Raw genomic sequence first — 20,024 nt, 5'->3', positions numbered from 1 at the left:
TTCTTCAGATATGGCTACTCAGGCGGTCTTCATGGCCTGGGCGAGGGAGTTGAGACGGGTACGGATCGAGCTGTCGATGCGCTTCGAACCGATGGTGACGACGAGCCCGCCCAGAAGTTCGGGATCGACGCGCGATTTCAATTTCACCGTGCGGCCTTCGCGGGCGCGCAGCTTGCTTTCCAATTCCTGCAACTGGGCATCGGTGAGGGCATGGGCGGAGGCGACTTCGGCCTGCACCTCGCCGCGCTGTGCAGCGGCGATGGTGTGGAAGGCGCGGATCATGCCCGGCAGTTTCGACACGCGGCGGTTTTCCGCCAGCACGCCGAGGAAGTTCTTCGTCAATGCCGAAAGGCCGAGGTGATCGGCAACGCCCGCCATGATGGCGGACAGCTGCGAACGGCTGATTTCGGGATTGGTGATGACCGCAGAAAGATCTGCCGATTCGCGCAGGGCGGAATCGAGCGTGTCGAGATCGGACTCGACTGCGGTTACCGTGCCAGCTTCACTGGCGAGATCGAATAGGGCCGAGGCATAACGCCCTGCCAGGCTGGCCTGAATACCGGCGGAAAGCTCCACGCGCGAGTGTCCTTCAAGGTCCGAGAAACGGAAAAACTGGATGCCTTGTTAGCGGGCGCAGCAAAACCGTCCCTTAAGGCTGGCGCGCGCCTAGCACCGAGGTTTGATTCATGCAACCCGGTGGGGAGGAACTATTCCTCCCCCGCACCCATCGCAGGGCCGCAGCGATAGACCAGCCGTTCGTTCGGGCGCTGGGGCAGGGCGTTGATGATAGCGCCCTGGTTGCTGGCGAGATCGAGCGAGGCCGCTTCGTCCGCGCCGCATTCGGGGGCGACGAACTGGCCGCGGGCGGCGCGCGCCTGGCGCATGGCAGCAAGGTCCAGCAGGTAGCGCTCCATCACCAGCTCGCCCGCTTCGGGATCGAACCGGTTGACCGAGACGGCGGCTTCGTTGGCGGGCACGAACACGCGGGTCCAGCGCCCGCTGGTAAGGCCATACTGTGTGCGCCCGTTGATGCAGCCATCGCCCGACCATTCTATATCGAGGTCTTCGGCAGGGTCGCCCACCACGCGGCTGCGATCGGTATCCAGCACGCAGGTGAGGCTGGCAGCGGCCGAGGCCGTCGGCTCCGGCGTGGCGATCGTGCCGCTGGGGCCTTCGTCCACCGCGCCTTCGCGCAGGGCTTCCTGCACCCGCTCGTCGATCTCGGCAAATGCGGGGCGCGAGACCCACGCGATAAGCGCGCAAAGGATCGCCACGAGCGCCGCTGCACCGCCGATGGCGCGCAGGCGCATGTCGCGCTGCATGTGCCCGAACGCCGCAACGCCGCCAGCACCAAGAGCGACGATCAGCATAAAGAGCGACAGCGCCATGCCGTTGGTGCGCGAATCCAGTACCTCGTATGTAATGGTGCGGCGTGCTTCCGCCGTCTGCTGGGCCAGCGCCTCCGCCTCGCGCTCTGCACGGTCGGCCTCGGCGCGGGCCTGTGCCTCGGCGCGGGCGATTTCTTCTTCCTCGAGGTCGGCCAGGCTGCGGCAGGTGAGCGAGTTGATGCGCGGCTGCACGTCGTTGGCGCGCAGGAAGGGCAGCAGCTCGCGCGTGCTGATGGCGAAGAAGAACTCCGCATCGGAGCCTGCGCTCTCCGTGCCGAAGCTGTTGACCCCGATCACGCGGCCGCAATCGTCCAGCAAAGGTCCGCCAGAATTGCCGCGCGCGATGGGCGCTGTGTGCAGGATGGTATCGAACTCGCGGCTGGGGCGGCGGCCGGAAAGGAACCCGGTGGCGGTAACGGGCGGCTGCGCGCGGAAGATGTCGGACTGGCCGAGGCCCTGCGCCCGGTCCACGTTGAGCGGGTAGCCCACCGCCGTGACCGCGCCCGACTGCGGCGGGTTGCCCGCGATGGTGAGCGGCGGCAGGCCCAGCGGCTCTGTCAGTTCCAGCAGGGCAAGATCGTTGCGCGGGCTGACCGAGACGACGCGGGCATAAACGGCCTGGTCGCCCTCTGCGGGCACGACGCCGATATCCAGGCGATCGTCGTCCATCGCTTCCTGCACCACGTGGGCATTGGTGACGACGCGCGCGCCGCCCACGGCAAAGCCGGTGCCGTGCGAGACCGGGAAGATTTCCTCCCCGTCGTGCCCGATCACGATTACGCGCACCACGCCGCGCGCCGCCGCGTCGATATCCGCCGGATCGGCGGAGGCAGGCGCAGGACTTAGCGTGAATGCGACGAACAACAGGGCGAAAAGGGCAAGGATGCGATGCATATAATGCCGCGCTTCTATAGTAGTGTGCATTGACCGCAAGCTTCGGGACGCGCAGCCTGCGGCAAGCTGACATATAGATGGCATGACCGACCACGACCTTTCCGATGAAGACCGCTGGCGCATCGCGCTGGCGAAGGATCGCCGTTTCGACGGTGCATTCGTGACGGGCGTCCATTCGACCGGCATCTATTGTCGCCCGTCCTGCCCGGCCCGAGCGCCGAAGCGGGAAAACGTGCGGTTCTACGCCACGCCGCTGGAGGCCGAGGCGGCGGGCCTGCGCCCTTGTAAACGGTGCGCGCCGGACCAGCAATCGCGCGATGAGGCAGCCGTCTTGCGGGTGCTGGAGATCCTGCGCGATGGCGATGGGCCGGTCTCGCTGGAAAAACTGGGCGCGGCGACCGGCTATTCTCCCACGCACCTGCAACGGGTGTTCACCCGCGCGGTCGGCCTGTCTCCCGCCGCCTATGCCCGCGCCTTGCGGCGAGAGCGGGCGGGGGAGGCGCTGATCGGCGGGGCACGGGTGAGCGATGCCATATACGCGGCGGGCTATTCAGGCCCCTCGCGGTTCTACGAGGACATGAAAGGACAGGGCATGGCAGCGAGCGAGCGCCGGGACCCGGGCAAGGGGCAGCGTGTCCACTTCGCCGTGATCAAGACGACGCTGGGGCCGATGCTGGTGGCCGCGACCGAGAAAGGGGTGTGTCGCCTGTCGTTCAACGAGACCGAGAAGGACCTCAGGGCGCGCTTTCCCAATGCGGAACTGTTCGAAGGCGACGAATCGTTCGCCGCGCTGTTCGAGCAAGTGGCGGCAGCGGTCGAGAAACCCGGCACGGGGCAGGACATTCCGCTGGACGTGCAGGGCACCGCCTTCCAGCAGCGTGTCTGGGACGAGTTGCGTCGCATCCCTCCTGGCGAGACGCGCAGCTACGGCGAACTTGCGGCCGCGCTGGGCTCACCCAAGGCCAGCCGCGCCGTGGGCGGAGCGAACGGCGCCAACAACGTTGCGGTGCTGATCCCGTGCCACCGCGTGATCGCGGCGGACGGGGGGCTGGGCGGCTATGCCTATGGCACGACCATCAAGGCCGAACTGCTGCGGCGCGAGCGCGAGAAAGAGTAGCCGGAAGCGAGGCGCCCCTCAGGCGTCCTCCGGCTCCCAGTCGATCAGTTCGTCCATCATCGCCAGCGCCGCATCGCGGTCGCCCTCGTTGATCTCGGCCATGATCTCGTCGAGATTCGGCGGACGCTTGGTGGGGTCGCGCTCTTCGTCGTTGTCGCTCGGCCCCTGGTTGTGGCCGCGGAAGGCGATGGGCTGGAGCACGGCCTTCGCGTCTCCCAGACGGTCTTCGAAAAGCAGCTGACGCGCCAGGAAGACGCGATAGGTCGGGTCACTGCCGGCGGTGTCGAAGGCCTGTTCCAGCGCGATCACCGCGTTTTCGGGCACTTCCATGTCGGCGGCGAGGAAGCTGTAATAATAGGCGATGCGGGTGCGCGGATCGTGCTCGTCGATCATCAGCGCATCGGCGGCATATTGGACTGCGCGTTCCTGCCATGCGGGATCGTCGTCGGAGCGTTCGGCGGCGACCCAGCTGGCGACGAGCGGGCCGAGGATGTTCGTGTCGTCCACCTCCATCAGCCTCTCGCCCACGGCAAGCGCGTTGTCGTAGTCCTCCGCCGCGTAATAGGCGCGGGCCAGCAGGCCGAGCGCGTGTGACTGGCTGGGCATGGAGCCACCGCCCGCCTTGCGGATGATGTCGCGGGCGATCTTGGCGGCATCGTCCTTGCCCACGCCGCGGCGCAGTTCCATTTCCTCGCGGATCAGGTCTTCCTCGATTTCGGTCAGGCGGCGCATTTGCGGTTGCGGCTCGACATAGCCGGGTGTGGTCACGTCGTAGCCGGGGAAGGCACCATCGCGGTATTCGCGCAGTTCGCGGTCGATCTGGTCGAGATCGCCGAAGATGCGGCGTGCGGCCGTCAGGCTGTCCTCGCCCTGGCCGATGGCGACGAGGTATTCGTTCAGCTGCGCAAGGCGGGTGGGATCGAAGTTGAGGTAGTGCGCCAGCAGCCAGCCGGTGCCGTAGAACTGATAGCCTTCGTAGCCCGAAAGCTCGTGCTCCTGGTCCAGCATGTCCTCGATCGGGAACTGGCGCAGCTGGAAGATCTGTGCGGCGCGGTACTGCGGCGGATCGCCGACGTGGAACGTGCCGTCCTCGTTGAAGCGGATCGTGGCGAGCAGTTCCGCATAGCCTTCCACGTACCAGGCGGGATAGGCGGCGGGGAAATGCTGCATCATGAAGTAGTGGACGTATTCGTGCTGCAACACGCTGACGGCATCCAGCCGCGCGACGCGGTTGCGGCTGCGATCCACGTCCACCACGGTCATGGAGCGGCGGCGTTCCTCGCGCGCGGGGCTGAACGCGACCGAATCGCCTGCGCGCGGGATATAGAAGCCCGCCACGCCCGAAGACCCCGCCATGCGGCCGATATCGCCCACATCGCCGAAGCGGTAGACGGTCAGCTTGGTGGCATCTGTGGGCTGCTCCTCCCCGATCGGCATGTTCTGGAGGTAGCGCAGGGCCATGTCGAACCGCTCCAGTTCGGCAGCGAAGCGGCGCACTTCGTCCTCGTCATCTTCGGAAATGATGACGAAATTGTTCGTTTCCGCCCGCCACCATTCGGCAGCCGCCGGACTCGACACGAACAGGAAAGCAAAGGCGGTAAGCAGCAGCCGCATGACAGTAGTCCCCAAAAGTCAGCGATTCGATGGAGTTGCTACCTTAGACAGACCGATTTCGATTGAAACCTGAACTTTCGCAGCTTTCCGCACTATTCGTTGCGGGCCCAGGTTTTCGCGGCGGGTGTCAGCGTGTCGAGAAAGGCCTCCGCGCTGTCGAGGTAGTCCTGCCGCCTGGCCTCGTCCATCCGGTCCCAGGTGGAATAGATGCGGCCGATGCGGTGGTTCTGTTCCAGCAGCTCGCGGTGCCTGTCCATGAAATGCCAGTAGAGCGGGTTGAAGGGGCAGGCATCCTCGCCGGTCTTCTTCGAGGGCGAATAGCGGCATTCGCGGCAATAGTCGGACATCTTGTTGATGTAATTCCCGCTCGCCGCATAGGGCTTGGATGCCAGCTTGCCGCCATCGGCGTAGAGGATCATCGCCGCGACGTTGGGCAGTTCCACCCATTCGTAGGCATCGGCGTAGACCACAAGATACCAGTCCTGCACCTCGCGCGGGTTGATACCCGCCAGCAGGGCGAAATTGCCCAGCACCATCAGCCGCTGGATATGGTGGGCATGGGCGTTCTCACGGGTGGAGCGGATGCAATCGGCCATGCAGCGCATGTCGGTCTCCCCCGTCCAGTAGAACTCCGGCAGGCCGCGCTGGGCGTTCAGCTTGTTGTCGCTCTCCAGCCCCGGCATGAAATACCAGTAGAACCCGCGCACGTATTCGCGCCAGCCGATCAGCTGGCGGATGAAGCCCTCCACGCTGTTCAGCGGCGCCTTGCCGTCGCGGTAGGCTTTCTCCGCGCGCTGGCACAGATCCAGCGGATCGAGCAGGCCCAGGTTGATGCTGGTCGACAGCATCGAGTGATAGAGGTCGTCCTGCCCGTGGACCATCGCGTCCTGGTAGGGGCCGAACTTCTCGATCCGCTCGGCAAAGAAGCGGTCGGCGGCTTCCTCCGCCTCTTCGCGGGTGACTGGCCAGTTGAAGGTTTCGAGACTGCCGAAATGGTCGCCGAACTTGTCTTTCACCAGCGAGACCACGTCGCACGTCATTTCATCCGGTTCGAACTTGGCGCGCTCTGGCGGGTCCATCTCGTCGTCGGGAGATTCGCGGTTCTGCTTGTCGAGGTTCCACTCGCCGCCCTCGGGCTTGTCGCTGTCCATCAAAAGACCCGTTTTCCGGCGCATCTCGCGATAGAAGAACTCCATCCGAAACGTGTCGCGGCCTTCCGCCCATTCGCGGAATTCGGCGATGGAGGCGATGAAGCGATCGTCGGGGAGGATTTCCACCTCGCAGTCGAACTTGTCGGGCCATTCCTCGATGGCCTGCTGCACGCGCCATTCGCCTGCCTCCACCACGTGGATCGCACACGGATCGTGGCGCTCCACGGCGCGGGCGACTTCGCCGGTGAAGCTGCCGGAATTGCCTTCGTCGTCCAGCCGCACGTAATCGACTAGCCAGCCCGCATCGCGCAGTACGGCGGCGAAGTGGCGCATGGCGGAGAAGATCAGGGCAATCTTCTGCTTGTGATGGCGCACGTAGGTCGCCTCGTCCCACACCTCCATCATGAGGATGACGGTATCGTCCTTGGTGCGCCCCCTGATCGAGGCAAGGTTGCGGGTCAGCTGGTCTCCCAGCACCGGGACGAGAACGGGGCGGGCCATTGCGCGGGCGCTAGCCCTCGGCCTCTTCGTCCAGGTCGGCAGTCAGGGTGGCCAGCGGCAGGGTGATCGTCACCACGGTGCCGGCGCTGCCAGTGTCGACGTCGAGCTTTCCGTCGAGGCGGTTCACTAGCTCGCGCACGATGCGCGCGCCAAGGCTGCCTTCATTGGGCCAGTCGACATCGCCGGGAATACCGTTGCCGTTATCCTCCACAACGAGGCACACGTTCTGGTCTGCATCGCCGCGCCACAGGCGCACGTTGACCACGCCTTCGTGCTGCGCTTCGAAAGCGTGTTGCAGCGCGTTGGTGAGCAATTCGGAGACCAGCAGGCCGACCTGTGATGCGGCATCGAGCGAGGCGCGGGTTTCCTCCATGTCGAGGTTCATGCGCACCTCGCGCTTGCCGTCCAGCATGTTGAGCGCGCTGCACACGCGCGAGACGTAGGCGCCCAGCGCGATTGAGTCAGCCGCCGAACTCCCGGCGCGCGAGAACTCGTCGTAGAGCATGTTGAGCGCCTCGACCCGGTTCGCCAGCACCTTGAGCGAACTGCCGGTATCGGTCGATTTCCGCGATTCCATGCGGATCATGGAAAGCAGAAGAGCGAGGTGGTTCTTCACCCTGTGCTGCACTTCGCGCAGCTGCTCGTCCAGTTTCGCCGCGCGGGCGGCCACGGCGCGGTCCTTCGGCTGTTCGGACTGAATGCCCAAAAAATGCGTAATCGTGCCGTTCTGCTTCATCGGAGAGATGAGCAGGCGGTTGATGAATTCCTCGCCAGTCGAGCGGTAGTTGAGGATATCGACGGTGATCTCGCGCCCGTCTTCCAGCGCTTCGCGAATATCCTGCGCGTCCTTGGGATCGGTTCTCTCGCCCTGGAGGAAGCGGCAATTGCGCCCGATCACGGCGCTGCGATCGTATCCGGTAATCCGCTCGAACGCGTTGTTGACGTAGATGAGCGGCATGTCTTCGAGCTGCGCGTCCGCGATGACCAGCGCGAAGGGCAGGTCTTCCATCGTTTCGCGGGAAATGCCTTCGGGGAAGGCGGGTGGATTCTTGGGGTCGATTGCCGGGTGAAGCTTCTGTTCACTGAGCGACTTGTTCATCGTCTTTCGTATTCCTGCAAGTTGTTCAACCCCGTTCGTCCGTTGCCCAACTAAGCAACAAACCGACTTCCAGCTATGATATTTGGCAACCTCTGTCAGGAAAGACGGGGACGCTCAGACAAAGCTGTAAGGGTCGATGTCCACTCCGATCCGGATTCCCGGCGGATGATCGATCCCTGCAAGCCAAACGCGGATCACTTGCTGTAGTTCCGCGCTTCGACGTGCATTCAGCAATAGGCGATACCGGTAACGCCCGCGCAACAGGGCCATTGGGGCAGGGGCGGGGCCGAGAACCTGCACATCGTCCAGGATCGGGCGGGTGTCGCCCAGCCGCTGCGCCGCCTCGCGCGCTTCCTTTTCGTCCTCGCTGGAAATGATGATCGCGGCCCAGCGCCCAAAGGGCGGGGCCTGGGCATAGCGGCGCGCTTCGGTCTCCGCCTCGTAGAAGGCGTCGCGATCACCCGCTTCCAGCGCGGCGATCACGGCGGCTTCGGGGTGGCGCGTCTGGATCAGCACTTCGCCCGGCTTCGCGCCGCGCCCTGCACGGCCCGCGACCTGCGCCACCTGCTGGTATGTCCGCTCGGCGGCGCGCAGGTCTCCGCCTTCGAGGCCAAGGTCGGCGTCAATCACGCCTACCAGCGTCAATTCGGGGAAGTGAAAGCCTTTTGTAACAAGCTGCGTGCCAACGATCACGTCGATGGCCCTGGCCTCTGCCATGGCGACGAATTCGGCGGCCTTTTCAGGCGAATTGAGGGTGTCGGAGGTGACGACCGCCACCCGCGCCTCAGGCAACATCTCGGCCACCTCGTCGGCGATCCGTTCCACGCCGGGGCCGCAGGCGACGAGGCAGTCGGGCTCGCCGCATTCGGGGCATTTTTCGGGCGGCGCGGTCTCGTGGCCGCAGTGGTGGCAAGCAAGGCGCTTGCTCAGGCGATGCTCCACCAGCCAGGCACTGCAATTGGGGCACTGAAAGCGGAAGCCGCAATGGCGACACAGCGTCAGCGGGGCATAGCCGCGCCGGTTGAGGAACAGCAGCGACTGCTCGCCCTTCTCCAGCCGGTCGAACAGCGCGCGGCGCAGCGGCGGGGCGATCCACTGGCCGGAGCCGGGCTTCTCCTCGGTCAGGTCGACAAGGTGGATTTCCGGCAGTTGCGCCCCGCCGAAACGGCTGGGCAGCACCAGTTTCTCGTAAATGCCGGTGTCTGCCATGTGCAGGCTCTCCAGCGCGGGCGTGGCGCTGGCGAGAATCACCGGGAATTTCTCGAACCGGGCGCGCATCACGGCCACGTCGCGGGCGTTGTAGCGCACGCCGTCGTCCTGCTTGAAACTGATCTCGTGCGCCTCGTCGACCACGATCAGGCCGAGGTTGGCATAGGGCAGGAACAGGGCGGAGCGCGCGCCGACCACAACCTGCGCTTCCCCGCTGGCGATGGCGCGCCAGGCGCGGCGGCGCTCGGCGCTCTTCAGCGAGGAGTGCCAGACGACGGGGGCAGCGCCGAACCGCTCCTCGAACCGCGACAGGAACGCCTCGGTCAGCGCGATCTCGGGCAGCATGACCAGCACTTGCCGATCCTGAGCGATAGCCGCGCCGATGGCTTCGAAATAGGTCTCGGTCTTGCCGGAGCCGGTTACGCCGTCGAGCAGGACGGGGGCGAATTCCCGCGCCTCGACCAGTTCCACCAGCCGATCCGCCACTTCGCGCTGATCATCGGAAAGGCCGGGCAGATGGTGGTCGGCGGCAGCGCGGGGGTAGGGGCGGTCGACGTCCACTTCCACCGGTTCAAGCACGCCCTGGTTCACGAGGCCGCGCAGCACGCCTTCGGATACGCCAGCGATGCCGGCCAGCTCGCGGATCGTCGCCTGCTCGCCGTCCAGCGCCTCTATCGCCGCGGCGCGCTGCGGGGTCATGCGCTCGGGCGTGCCCCCGGTCAGCCGGTATTCGGTCATGGTGGCCGGGCCGCGCAGCGCGCCGCCGCTGGCGATCACCATGCGCGCCACTGCCGCCAGCGGGGCGACGTAGTAGTCCGCCGTCCATTCGATCAGCCGCCGCAGCGGCGCAAGGATCGGCGGCACGTCCAGCACGCCCAGCAGCGGGCGCAATTTTTCCTCGGGCACAGGATTGGTCGGCAGGCGTTCATCTTCCCAGACTATGCCTGTCACCTGACGCGGCCCCAGCGGCGCGACGACGACGGAGCCGTGCTCGACCGCCATGCCTTCGGGCACCCGGTAGTCGAGCGGACCGAGAGCGGCGTTCATGACGAGGAGGCGGACGCGGGTTGCGGGCATTGCCAGCCATATGGGCGGTGCAACGGCCCGGCTGCAAGAAGAGGAAGTGCCTTATGACCGAATTGACCACATCTGCCAGCAAGACCGCCATCATGGGGCGCCGCCGCTTCATGGGCGGGGCGCTTGCCTCTGGCGCGCTGCTGCTGCCTGCTTGCCAAAGCCTTGGCGGATGGAGCCTGACCGACGCGATCCGGCAGTTGCTCTACGTTTCCAGCGAGCGCGCCTTCCTGCGCCTGACCCAGCCTGGCGGCTTCTGGGACGAGCAGGTGGCGCAACTGGGCCTCGATAACGTGATCGGTTCGCGCGGCGGCGTGCTGGCGAATATCCTGACCTCCACTTTGTTCAAGAACAGGCTGGAGGATGCCTTCGCCGATATCGCCATCGAAGGGGCGGAACGCGCCGCGCCCATCGTTGCCGATGCGGTGCGGGTGATCGGCATTTCCAACGCGCTGGCGCTGGTGAACGGCGGCCCTACCGCAGCAACGCAGTTCCTGCGCGGCAGCATGGGCGAGACGCTGATCGAAGCGATGGTGCCCGAACTCGGCGATGCCATGCGGCTGGCGAACGAGCCGCTGGTGGGCGAGTTGCTGGCGGGCCTGACCGGCATCGACGTTGGCGGCGTGGCCCGCAACTTCGCCGGTACCATCGACGAGGCGATTTGGACCGAGATGGGCTTCGAGGAAAGCGAGATTCGCCGCAATCCTCGCTCCACCAACGATCCGGTGCTGATCGGGGTGTTCGGCGCGCAGGGTGCCCTTTAGTCCCTTGCGTAACGGGCCGGACTGTCTCTAGGCAGCGCGCTAGAGAAAGCTGCTGATGTCCGAAGAATCCCCCCTAGACCGTTTCAAGACCGCGCTGACCGGCGCGGCGCGCGCCATTGCGCATGACAAGGAGGCGGAGATCGGCTGGACGGCGGACCAGCCGAATCAGCAGGGCAAGATGGCGCGCGTGCCCATGCCGGGCCGCGACGTGACGGCAGAGCAGGCCCGCGAGGCGCGTGGCTTTGCCGACAGTTTCGCGCTGCGCCTGCGCTATCACAATCCCGCCCTGCATTCGAAGATGCGCCCCGGCGATGCCGCCGCCAGCGCCTGTTTCGATGCCATCGAGCGCGCCCGCTACGAAGCCATCGGCGAGAGCGAATATTCCGGCATGCGCGCCAACATGGAGGTCATGCAGGAGAAGCGGCTGGCGGGCGATCCCATCACCACCGCCCAGTCCGCCGACGACGTGCCGCTGCACACCGCGCTGGGCCTGATGCTGCGCGAGCAGCTGACCGGCCAGCCGATTCCCGCAGCCGCGCGGGAAGGGGTGGAGATGGTGCGCGAATTCGTGGAAAGCCGCACCGGCGACGATTTCGAGCAATTGACCGATGCGCTGCACGACCAGTCCGCCTTCCAGAAGCTGGGCCTCGACATGCTGCGCCACCTCGACATGGTGCCGATGGAGCCGGAGAACGAGGACGACGGCTTCGACGACGACGATTCCGAAGACGGACAGGACGAGCAGGAAAAAGACGAGCAGGACGAGGACGGCGCCGACCAGACCGACCAGCCGGAAACCCGCGCCGAAGGTGCCGAGGGTGAGGAAGGCGAGGGGGAGGAAGGCGAGCAGACCCCCGGCGAGGACGAACTGGCCGAGGGCGATCCCGGCGCCGACGGCGAGGAAATGCAGCTGCCCCAGCGCAAGAACGCGCCATGGCAGGACATCCCGAACACCTTCGATTACAAGCCCTATACCGAAGCTTTCGACGAAGTCGTCGAAGCCACCGAACTATGCGATTTCGAGGAACTCGACCGCCTTCGCGCCTACCTCGACAGCCAGCTTGCGGGCCTTGCGGGCGTGGTCACGCGGCTTGCCAACCGTCTGCAACGCCGCCTGATGGCGCAGCAGAACCGCAGCTGGGATTTCGACCAGGAGGAGGGCCTGCTGGATGCAGCCCGTCTTGCCCGCGTCATCGTCAGCCCCGGTTCCTCGCTCAGCTACAAGCAGGAGCAGGAGCAGGACTTCAAGGATACCGTCGTCACCCTGCTGATCGACAATTCCGGCTCGATGCGCGGTCGCCCCATTTCCATCGCCGCGATCAGCGCGGACATTCTTGCTCGCACGCTGGAACGCTGCGGGGTGAAGGTTGAGATTCTCGGCTTCACCACCCGCGCGTGGAAAGGCGGGCAAAGCCGCGAGAAATGGCTGGCCGACGGTCGCCCGGAAAACCCCGGCCGCCTGAACGACATTCGCCACATCATCTACAAGAAGGCGGACGAACCCATGCGCCGCGCGCGCCGCAGCCTCGGCCTGATGATGCGAGAGGGGCTGCTGAAGGAAAACATCGACGGCGAGGCGCTGCTGTGGGCGCACGAACGCCTGCTCGCCCGCCCCGAAGACCGTCGCATCCTGATGGTGATTTCCGACGGTGCACCGGTGGACGATTCCACCCTGTCGGTGAACAGCGCCGGATACCTCGAAGCGCACCTGCGCAAGGTGATCGAGTGGATCGAGAAAGTCTCGCCGGTGCAGCTCGTCGCCATCGGCATCGGCCACGACGTGACCCGCTATTACAAGCGCGCCGTGACGATCATGGATGCGGAGCAACTGGGCGGCACGATTATCGAACAGCTTGCCGACCTGTTCGAGGTGGAGTGAATGACTTGAAACGCGACATGGATCTCATTCGGGAAATTCTCCTTTGGATGGAAAATCAAGACGATGACGCTTTCTTCTTCATTCACATTCCTGATTTCGGTCGACACGAGGACACCATCGGTCATGTGCTGATGCTCAAGTCAGCCGGCTTCTTGTATGAGTCTCAGAAAGGCGTTCTCCGTATGTCGTGGGAAGGTCACGAATTTCTCGACAAGGTCCGAGATGAAGAGATTTGGCGAAAAACCAAAGAGGGAGCCAACAAGATGGAGTCATGGAGCGTGAAACTGCTCGGAGAGCTCGCGACCGGCTATATCAAGTTAAAGGCAGCGGAACTTGGCCTCCCGCTTTCGTAAGCTGTGATGAAAAAACTCCTCGCTCTCCTGCTCCTCGTCGGTCTTGCGTTCGGCGGGTGGTATTTCGCTTCGCCCTATCTCGCGCTGAACGGGTTGCAGGAGGCCGTGCGCAGCGGCGACCGGGCGGAGATAGAGCGGCGCGTCGATTTCCCCGCTTTGCGCGCTTCTGCCGCCGACCAGCTGACCGAGCTTGCCCGTCGCCGGATCGAGCAGGGCGTGAGCATCCGGGACTTGCGCGATCTGGCTGGCGAAGTGTTGCGGCGTAGCGATGGCGAGTCAGTGCCGACGCCGAACGAGATGGTCGATATCCTGCTGTCCGAAAGCCTCGCGACCGATCTGGTGCCCGAAGCGCTGCAAGGACCGCCGCTGGAATTCGATATCGAGCGCGAGGGGCTGGATCACTTCCGCGCGGTCGGCACGCTGGCCGATGGCACCGAGGCGCCAGACCTGATCTTCGAGCGCGACGGTTTCGGCTGGGTGCTGACGGGGTTCGAACTGCCCTGAGACAGGTGTCCTACAGCAACATCCGTGTGCTTGGGCCGCTGGCATGGTCTACGCTGCATCTTGCCCCACACATTCTTTCTCGCGTGACACTTTGCGCCATTGGGTGACGCTGCGGCTGTCCCAAGGCCACACCCATCGCCGCCAAGGTGACACTTCGCGGCGCAAGGTGACACTTTCCGGCCCCGACAGTGACGGAACACCGCTTTTTGCCCTTGGACACTGTTCCATGTGTTCCACATTCGCCAGCCTCGCCGCTTGTCGGGCGGGGCCGCGCGCACTAAGCGAGGCGCGCAATGGCTGACCTTGAACTCTTCAACTCCCTCACGCGGCGGCAGGAGCCGTTCGTGCCCGTCCACCCCGGGGAGGCGCGCGTCTACACCTGCGGCCCGACGGTCTACAACTACCCGCACATCGGCAACATGCGCGCCTATGTGTTCGCCGACGTGCTGGGCCGCACGCTGACCTTCAAGGGCAACAAGCTCACCCACGTCATCAACATCACCGACGTGGGCCATCTCACCGACGATGGCGACGCGGGTGAGGACAAGATGGAGAAGATGGCGGCGGAAAAGGCGCAGTCGATCTGGGACATCGCGAAGCACTATACCGAAGCCTACTGGGCCGACGTGAAGGCGCTCAATATCCGGGGGCCGATGAAAGCGGGCAAGCCCGAGGCCGCGCACTGGTCCGTCGCCACGGACTACATCGAGGAGATGATCGACTTCGCGAAAGCCATCGCGGACAAGCACTGCTACGAACTGGAAAGCGGGCTCTACTTCGATGTCTCGACCGTCGAGGACTACGGCAGGCTCGCCCGCGCCGTGACCGAGGAGGGTGAGGGGCGTATCGAGACGGTGGAAGGCAAGCGCAACGCCGCCGACTTCGCCATCTGGCGCAAGACCCCGGCAGGCGAGACGCGGCAGATGGAATGGGACAGCCCCTGGGGCAAGGGCGCGCCCGGCTGGCACCTGGAGTGCAGCGTGATGGGCGGCAAGCTGCTCGGCTTCCCGTTCGACATCCACACCGGCGGCATCGACCACCGCGAAATCCACCATCCCAACGAGATCGCGCAGAACCAGGCCTTCTGCGGCTGTGGCGGGCTGTCCGATGCCGTGAACTCCGGCGCGAAGGTGTGGATGCACAACAACTTCCTCGTCGAGCGTTCCGGAAAGATGAGCAAGTCGTCGGGCGAGTTCCTGCGGCTGCAACTGCTGATCGACAAGGGCTATCACCCGCTTGCCTACAGGATGATGTGCCTGCAGGCACACTACCGCAGCGAGCTGGAATTCAGCTGGGAAGGGCTGGGTGCTGCACTGACGAGGCTGAAGCGCATGGTGATGCAGGCGGAACGGCTGAAGGATGCCGAGGCTGGCGAGCCGGACCATCCGAAATTCGCGCCGCTGCTGGAGAAGTTCGACGCCGCCATCAGCGACGATCTTAACACCGCCATCGCGCTCACTGCCCTGGAAGATGCGCTGGCGATGAAGAAGGTCGATACCGGCGTGAAGCGCGCAGTGGTGGAGCGGATGGACGCGGTGCTGGGCCTCGGCCTGATGGACCTATCTCGCACCGACCTTCGCCTGCGCCCCAAGTCCGCGACGATTACGGAGGCGGAGATCGATGACGCGCTGGAACGCCGCAAGGCTGCGCGGGCGGAGAAGGACTTTGCCGCGTCCGATGCCCTGCGCGATGAACTCGCGGCGAAGGGGGTCGAGGTGATGGATGGCGACCCGCTCGGCTGGGAGTGGAAGCTGTGACCCGCGCCGTCCTGCCCTCATGGATGCGCAAGCGGCTGGAAAGCCGGCTGCCGGACTGGGTCGATGCCGCGTGGTGGGAAGACGAGGCGCAGCTGCTTGCGCTGGCACCCGAGGCAGAGATCGGCTGGTTCGACCTGCACGTGAAGCCGCCTGCGCTGGAAGCCATGGCAAAGGCGCGCAAGCTGGAATGGCTCAACTCCGCCTATGCTGGGGTCGACTGGATGCCGCTCGATGACTTGCAGCAGCGCGGTGTCAGGCTTTCGTGCGGGGCCGGGCTGGCGGCGGGACAGGTGGCGGAATTCGCCGTCATGTCGATGCTCAGCTTCGCGCGCGGCTACCCGGAAATCATCCGTGCGGCGGACCGCCATGACTGGCTGTCGCGCCCGCCCTCCATGCGCGAGATGGCGGGGAGCCGGGCGCTGATCTTGGGGTACGGTTCCATCGGGCAGGCCATCGCGCGGATGCTGGCCGGGTTCGATGTCGAATGCGTCCCGGTGCGCAGTTCGCCGGGCGACGGCGTGCTCGGCCCCGACGAATGGCGCGGGCAACTCGGTGAGTTCGACTGGATCGTCCTGTCGCTGCCGCACACGCCGGAAACCACGGGGATGCTCGGTGCGGACGAGTTCGCCGCGATGAAGCAGGACGCAGTGCTGGTGAACTACGGCCGCGCCGAAGTGGTGGACCAGGATGCGCTGATCGCAGCGCTGGAAGCCGAAAGTATCGGCGGTGCCATTCTCGATCTCACCCTGCCCGAACCGCTACCGCCGGAGCACAGGTTGTGGGATCTCGAGAACGTGCAGATCACGATGCACCTTTGCGGCATTCCCAACGAAGCCAGCCGCGAACGGGCGGCGAGGCGCTTCCTCGACAACTGCGAGCGGTTCCGGGCCGGGGAGCCTCTGGAGGGAGAAGTCGATCTGGCGCGCGGATATTAGGAACTGACAGGCTTTCGCAGGTCTGATACGCCTTGTGCGGTCAGGCCCGGCAAGGGTCGGCGGGTCGCGAGTGAGGGATTGGCGGATGCTGTGGGAAGCATTCGCTGCAACCGGGGGAACAGCGACCATGTCCGACAAGCAGAAAGCATCCGACCTTTTCATCGAGTGCCTCGAGGAAGAAGGCGTCGAATACATCTTCGGGGTTCCGGGGGAGGAAAACCTCGATTTCCTCGAGAGCCTTTCGAACTCCGACAAGATCAAGCTCGTCCTCACCCGGCATGAACAGGGTGCGGGCTTCATGGCCGCGACCTATGGACGGCACACCGGCAAGACCGGCGTGTGCGTCGCCACACTGGGGCCGGGGGCGACAAACTTCGTGACCGCCGGGGCCTATGCCCAGCTTGGCGGAATGCCGATGCTGATGATCACCGGGCAGAAGCCGATCAAGAAATCGAAGCAGGGCCGCTTCCAGATCCTCGACGTGGTCGACATGATGGGCCCGATCACCAAGTTCGCACACCAGCTGGCCGCGGGCGACAACATCCCCAGCCGCGTACGCGAGGCATTCCGCCTGGCCGAAGAGGAGAAGCCCGGCGCGGTGCACCTCGAGTTCCCCGAAGACATCGCCGAGGAACTGACCGACAGCCGCCCCATCCCACGCTCGGTAGCGCGTCGCCCCTCGGCCGAGCCGAAAGCCGTACGAATGGCGGTGCAGGCGCTGGAGGAAGCGAAGTCGCCGGTGCTGGTGATCGGCGCGGGTGCCAATCGCAAGATGACCGGACGGATGCTGCACCAGTTCATCGAGAAGACCGGCATCCCCTTTGTCACCACCCAGATGGGCAAGGGCGTGATCGACGAGCGGCATCCGCTGTTCCTCGGCTGCGCGGCGCTGTCTGCCGGGGACTTTGTCCACCGCGCAATCGAGGATTCGGACTGTATCGTGAACATCGGGCACGACGTGATCGAGAAGCCGCCGTTCTTCATGAAACCGGGCGGGCCGACGGTCATCCACGTCTCCACCAAGACCGCCGAAGTGGACCCGGTCTACTTCCCGCAGATCGAGGTGATCGGCGATATCGCCAATGCCATCTGGCAGATCAAGGAAGACGTGGTGCCGCAGGGCAAGTGGAACTTCGACCACATCCTGGCCTATCGCACTGCCGAGAAGGAGCATACCGCCCCGCTGGCGGACGATGCGCGGTTCCCGATCTTCCCGCCACATCTCGTGCAGCAGATCCGCCATGCCATGCCCGAAGACGGGATCATCTGCCTCGACAACGGCGTCTACAAGATCTGGTTCGCACGTAATTACACCGCATACCTGCCCAACACCGTGCTGCTCGACAATGCGCTTGCTACCATGGGGGCGGGGCTGCCGTCTGCCATGATGAGCGCGATGGTCTATCCCGGCCGCAAGGTGATGGCGATCTGCGGCGATGGCGGGTTCATGATGAACAGCCAGGAGATGGAAACCGCGGTCCGCCTCGGCCTCAACATGACCGTGCTGATCCTGCGCGACGATGCCTATGGCATGATCCGCTGGAAACAGGCGAACATGGGCTTCAAGGACTGGGGCCTGACCTACGGCAACCCCGATTTCGTGCAATATGCGCAAAGCTACGGCGCCAAGGGTCACCGCGTTGAAAGCGCCGATCACCTGAAGGAAGTGCTGGACCACTGCCTGTCGACCGATGGCGTGCACCTGATCGATTGCCCGGTGGATTATTCCGAGAACGACCAGATACTAAATCACGACATCAAGGAACTGAGTGCCAAGCTCTGAGTGGTATCGTCAGGAGGACATCATGGCCGAACTCAAGGACGTTTATCCGCTCTACCTGAACAACAAGGCGGTGCAGCCCAACACCGACCTCGAAGTGACCGACAAGTACACGGGCGAGGTCGCCTTTCGCACCGCGCTGGCCACGCCCGATATCATCGAGGAGGCGATTGCAGGAACGGTGCGGGCGACGGAGTCGATGGCGAAGCTCGCCAGCTATGAGAAGCAGGCCGTGCTGCAACACTGTGTCGAGCAATTCCGCGAACGTTACGACGAGCTCGCCTATTCGCTGTGCGTGGAGGCGGGCAAGCCGATCAAGGATGCCGAGGGCGAAGTCGACCGGCTGATCGACACTTTCCGCATCGCCGCCGAGGAATCGACGCGCAACTACGGCGAGGTGCAGCCGTTGGACATCTCCGCGCGCGCCAAGGGCTACATGGGTATGTGGAAGCGGGTGCCGATCGGGCCGTGCAGCTTCATCAGCCCGTTCAATTTCCCGCTGAACCTTGCCGCGCACAAGATCGCGCCCGCCATCGCGGTCGGATGCCCATTCATCATCAAACCTGCATCGAAGACGCCGCTGGGCACCATCATCATGGGCGAGGTGCTGGCCGAATGCGATATCCTGCCCGAAGGGGCGTTCTCCGTCCTTCCCGCCAGTCGCGACGGGGCGGACCTTTTTACCGAAGACGAACGCCTCAAGCTGCTCAGCTTCACGGGCTCGCCCGGCGTGGGCTGGGACCTGAAAGCGAAGGCGGGCAAGAAGCCCGTCATCCTAGAACTCGGGGGCAATGCGGCCGTGGTGGTCGACAAGGATGCGGACCTCGATCATGCGCTGGAACGCATCATCTTCGGTGCCTTCTACCAGAGCGGCCAGAGCTGCATTGGCGTGCAGCGCATCATCATTCACGAGGATATCTACGACGAGTTCAAGGATATGTTGGTGGCGAAGACCAAGACCCTCGTGGCGGGCGATCCCAAGGATCGGGACACTTTCATCGGGCCGATGATCTCCGACAAGGAAGCCGGGCGACTGAAGGGCTGGATCGACGAGGCCATAGAAGCTGGCGCAAAACTGCTTTGTGGCGGCGGATTGTCGAACGGCAACATGCTGGAAGCGACCCTGCTGGAAAACGTCCCGCGCGGTTGCAACGCCAGCAAGGAAGAGGCCTTCGGTCCGCTGGCGAACCTGTCGAAGTTCTCCGACTTCTACGAAGCTCTAGACCAGGTAAACGACAGCAAGTTCGGCCTCCAGGCGGGCATCTTCACGCGCGATATCCACCAGGTGCTGGATGCGTGGGACACGCTGGATGTCGGCGGTGTGGTGGTGAACGACGTGTCCAGCTACCGCGTGGACAACATGCCATATGGCGGCGTGAAGGATTCCGGTCTCGGCCGCGAGGGCATCCGCTTTGCCATGGAAGACATGACCGAGATCCGGAACCTTGTGATCCGGCGGATCTAGCTTTCCTCCAGCAGCAGCACTTCGCAGGTTACCGACAGTTTGGGCGGCTGGGTGGTGCTGCTTGCCTCCACCACGGCGGCATCGGCGACAAGTTGGCCGCGAATGGCAAACTCATGCTCGGGCAGGAAGGCGATGAAGCACTCTCCTGCATTGACTGCGTCCTCGCCTTCGAAAACCATCTCCACCCGGTGACGCGCCCCGGCGAAGGTTATGCTGGCCCAGCCTTTTTCCGAGTGCCGCGTAATCCGGCCCTTGCCGTCTGCGAGAGCGCGCAGGGCATCGGCCAGCTGTTCGCGCGGGCCACGCTGGCCCCGGCGCTTTGCCGGAGGAGGGGTGATCTGATCAGTATGCACCGGTAGTCTCCCGATATTTGTTCATGAAATGTTCCACCCGTTTTTCCGTTGATGCACGCGGAGTGCGGCCATTGCGCAGGTCCAGGACGAATCGCGGATCGCGTGTCGCCAGGCGTCCGAACTTCGTGGGCGGCATGCGCGTATGGCGCAGAAATACTTCGATTTTGCGGATGAGCATGGTGCGAAC

At 64.6% G+C, this 20,024-nt stretch carries 17 protein-coding genes; 9 read left to right on the top strand and 8 right to left on the bottom strand.

What is annotated here, in order from left to right:
* Nucleotides 1-18: 18 nt before the first annotated feature.
* On the bottom strand, nt 19-576 hold the full coding sequence (locus tag ABFX23_RS13665) for a F0F1 ATP synthase subunit delta (protein WP_346033561.1): 558 nt from the start codon (nt 574-576) through the stop codon (nt 19-21).
* 131 nt (nt 577-707) lie between these two features.
* Entirely contained in the window at nt 708-2,312 is a 1,605-nt protein-coding gene (locus ABFX23_RS13660; RefSeq protein ID WP_346033560.1) for a S1 family peptidase, read from the bottom strand.
* 52 nt (nt 2,313-2,364) lie between these two features.
* Here ABFX23_RS13660 and ABFX23_RS13655 point away from each other — a divergent pair, with 52 nt between their 5' ends.
* Nucleotides 2,365-3,399 carry a bifunctional transcriptional activator/DNA repair enzyme AdaA gene (locus ABFX23_RS13655; RefSeq protein WP_346033559.1) on the top strand — a complete coding sequence of 345 codons (1,035 nt, stop codon included), beginning with the start codon at nt 2,365-2,367 and terminating at the stop codon, nt 3,397-3,399.
* A gap of 18 nt (nt 3,400-3,417) precedes the next feature.
* Here ABFX23_RS13655 and ABFX23_RS13650 read toward each other — a convergent pair whose 3' ends face one another.
* From ABFX23_RS13650 to ABFX23_RS13635, 4 genes are all read right to left on the bottom strand, one after another.
* A complete protein-coding gene (locus tag ABFX23_RS13650) occupies nt 3,418-5,013 on the bottom strand; it encodes a tetratricopeptide repeat protein (RefSeq protein ID WP_346033558.1) in 1,596 nt (531 codons plus the stop codon).
* 92 nt (nt 5,014-5,105) lie between these two features.
* Nucleotides 5,106-6,665, bottom strand: coding sequence for a cryptochrome/photolyase family protein (locus tag ABFX23_RS13645; RefSeq protein ID WP_346033557.1), 1,560 nt, complete (start codon nt 6,663-6,665; stop codon nt 5,106-5,108).
* Nucleotides 6,666-6,675: 10 nt separating this feature from the next.
* A complete protein-coding gene (locus tag ABFX23_RS13640) occupies nt 6,676-7,764 on the bottom strand; it encodes a PAS domain-containing protein (RefSeq protein ID WP_346033556.1) in 1,089 nt (362 codons plus the stop codon).
* Between the two features lie 114 nt (nt 7,765-7,878).
* The gene (locus tag ABFX23_RS13635) at nt 7,879-10,050 is read right to left on the bottom strand and encodes a primosomal protein N' (RefSeq protein ID WP_346033555.1); all 2,172 of its coding nucleotides are present in this window, start codon (nt 10,048-10,050) and stop codon (nt 7,879-7,881) included.
* A gap of 53 nt (nt 10,051-10,103) precedes the next feature.
* On the opposite strand from ABFX23_RS13635, the gene ABFX23_RS13630 reads away from it, so the two are divergent.
* The 8 genes from ABFX23_RS13630 (at nt 10,104) to ABFX23_RS13595 (ending at nt 19,484) form a co-directional block, all read left to right on the top strand.
* Nucleotides 10,104-10,811: a DUF4197 domain-containing protein gene (locus tag ABFX23_RS13630; RefSeq protein WP_346033554.1), complete on the top strand. Its 708-nt coding sequence runs from the start codon at nt 10,104-10,106 to the stop codon at nt 10,809-10,811.
* A 55-nt stretch (nt 10,812-10,866) separates the two neighbouring features.
* Nucleotides 10,867-12,690: a cobaltochelatase subunit CobT gene (gene cobT / locus ABFX23_RS13625; RefSeq protein WP_346033553.1), complete on the top strand. Its 1,824-nt coding sequence runs from the start codon at nt 10,867-10,869 to the stop codon at nt 12,688-12,690.
* Between the two features lie 5 nt (nt 12,691-12,695).
* Nucleotides 12,696-13,043, top strand: a complete 348-nt coding sequence (locus ABFX23_RS13620) for a DUF2513 domain-containing protein (protein WP_346033552.1) — start codon at nt 12,696-12,698, stop codon at nt 13,041-13,043.
* Between the two features lie 6 nt (nt 13,044-13,049).
* On the top strand, nt 13,050-13,547 hold the full coding sequence (locus ABFX23_RS13615; protein ID WP_346033551.1) for a DUF2939 domain-containing protein: 498 nt from the start codon (nt 13,050-13,052) through the stop codon (nt 13,545-13,547).
* A 293-nt stretch (nt 13,548-13,840) separates the two neighbouring features.
* Nucleotides 13,841-15,304, top strand: coding sequence for a cysteine--tRNA ligase (gene cysS / locus ABFX23_RS13610; RefSeq protein ID WP_346033550.1), 1,464 nt, complete (start codon nt 13,841-13,843; stop codon nt 15,302-15,304).
* Nucleotides 15,301-16,239, top strand: a complete 939-nt coding sequence (locus ABFX23_RS13605) for a D-2-hydroxyacid dehydrogenase (RefSeq protein ID WP_346033549.1) — start codon at nt 15,301-15,303, stop codon at nt 16,237-16,239. Before cysS ends, ABFX23_RS13605 begins: the two co-directional genes overlap by 4 nt.
* 127 nt (nt 16,240-16,366) lie before the next feature.
* Nucleotides 16,367-18,022, top strand: a complete 1,656-nt coding sequence (locus ABFX23_RS13600; RefSeq protein ID WP_346033548.1) for an acetolactate synthase large subunit — start codon at nt 16,367-16,369, stop codon at nt 18,020-18,022.
* A 22-nt stretch (nt 18,023-18,044) separates the two neighbouring features.
* Nucleotides 18,045-19,484 (top strand): aldehyde dehydrogenase family protein, encoded by a 1,440-nt coding sequence (locus ABFX23_RS13595; RefSeq protein WP_346033547.1) that lies wholly within the window; start codon nt 18,045-18,047, stop codon nt 19,482-19,484.
* Here ABFX23_RS13595 and ABFX23_RS13590 read toward each other — a convergent pair.
* On the bottom strand, nt 19,481-19,837 hold the full coding sequence (locus tag ABFX23_RS13590; protein ID WP_346033546.1) for a hypothetical protein: 357 nt from the start codon (nt 19,835-19,837) through the stop codon (nt 19,481-19,483). The two genes, ABFX23_RS13595 and ABFX23_RS13590, sit on opposite strands and share 4 nt — an antisense overlap.
* On the bottom strand, nt 19,827-20,015 hold the full coding sequence (locus ABFX23_RS13585; protein WP_120076595.1) for a hypothetical protein: 189 nt from the start codon (nt 20,013-20,015) through the stop codon (nt 19,827-19,829). The genes ABFX23_RS13590 and ABFX23_RS13585 overlap by 11 nt, the downstream gene beginning before the upstream one ends.
* Nucleotides 20,016-20,024 lie beyond the last annotated feature (9 nt).

The organism is Erythrobacter westpacificensis (genome assembly GCF_039542285.1).
Lineage (GTDB): Bacteria > Pseudomonadota > Alphaproteobacteria > Sphingomonadales > Sphingomonadaceae > Alteraurantiacibacter > Alteraurantiacibacter westpacificensis.
This window is presented reverse-complemented; position numbering and strand designations above follow the sequence as displayed.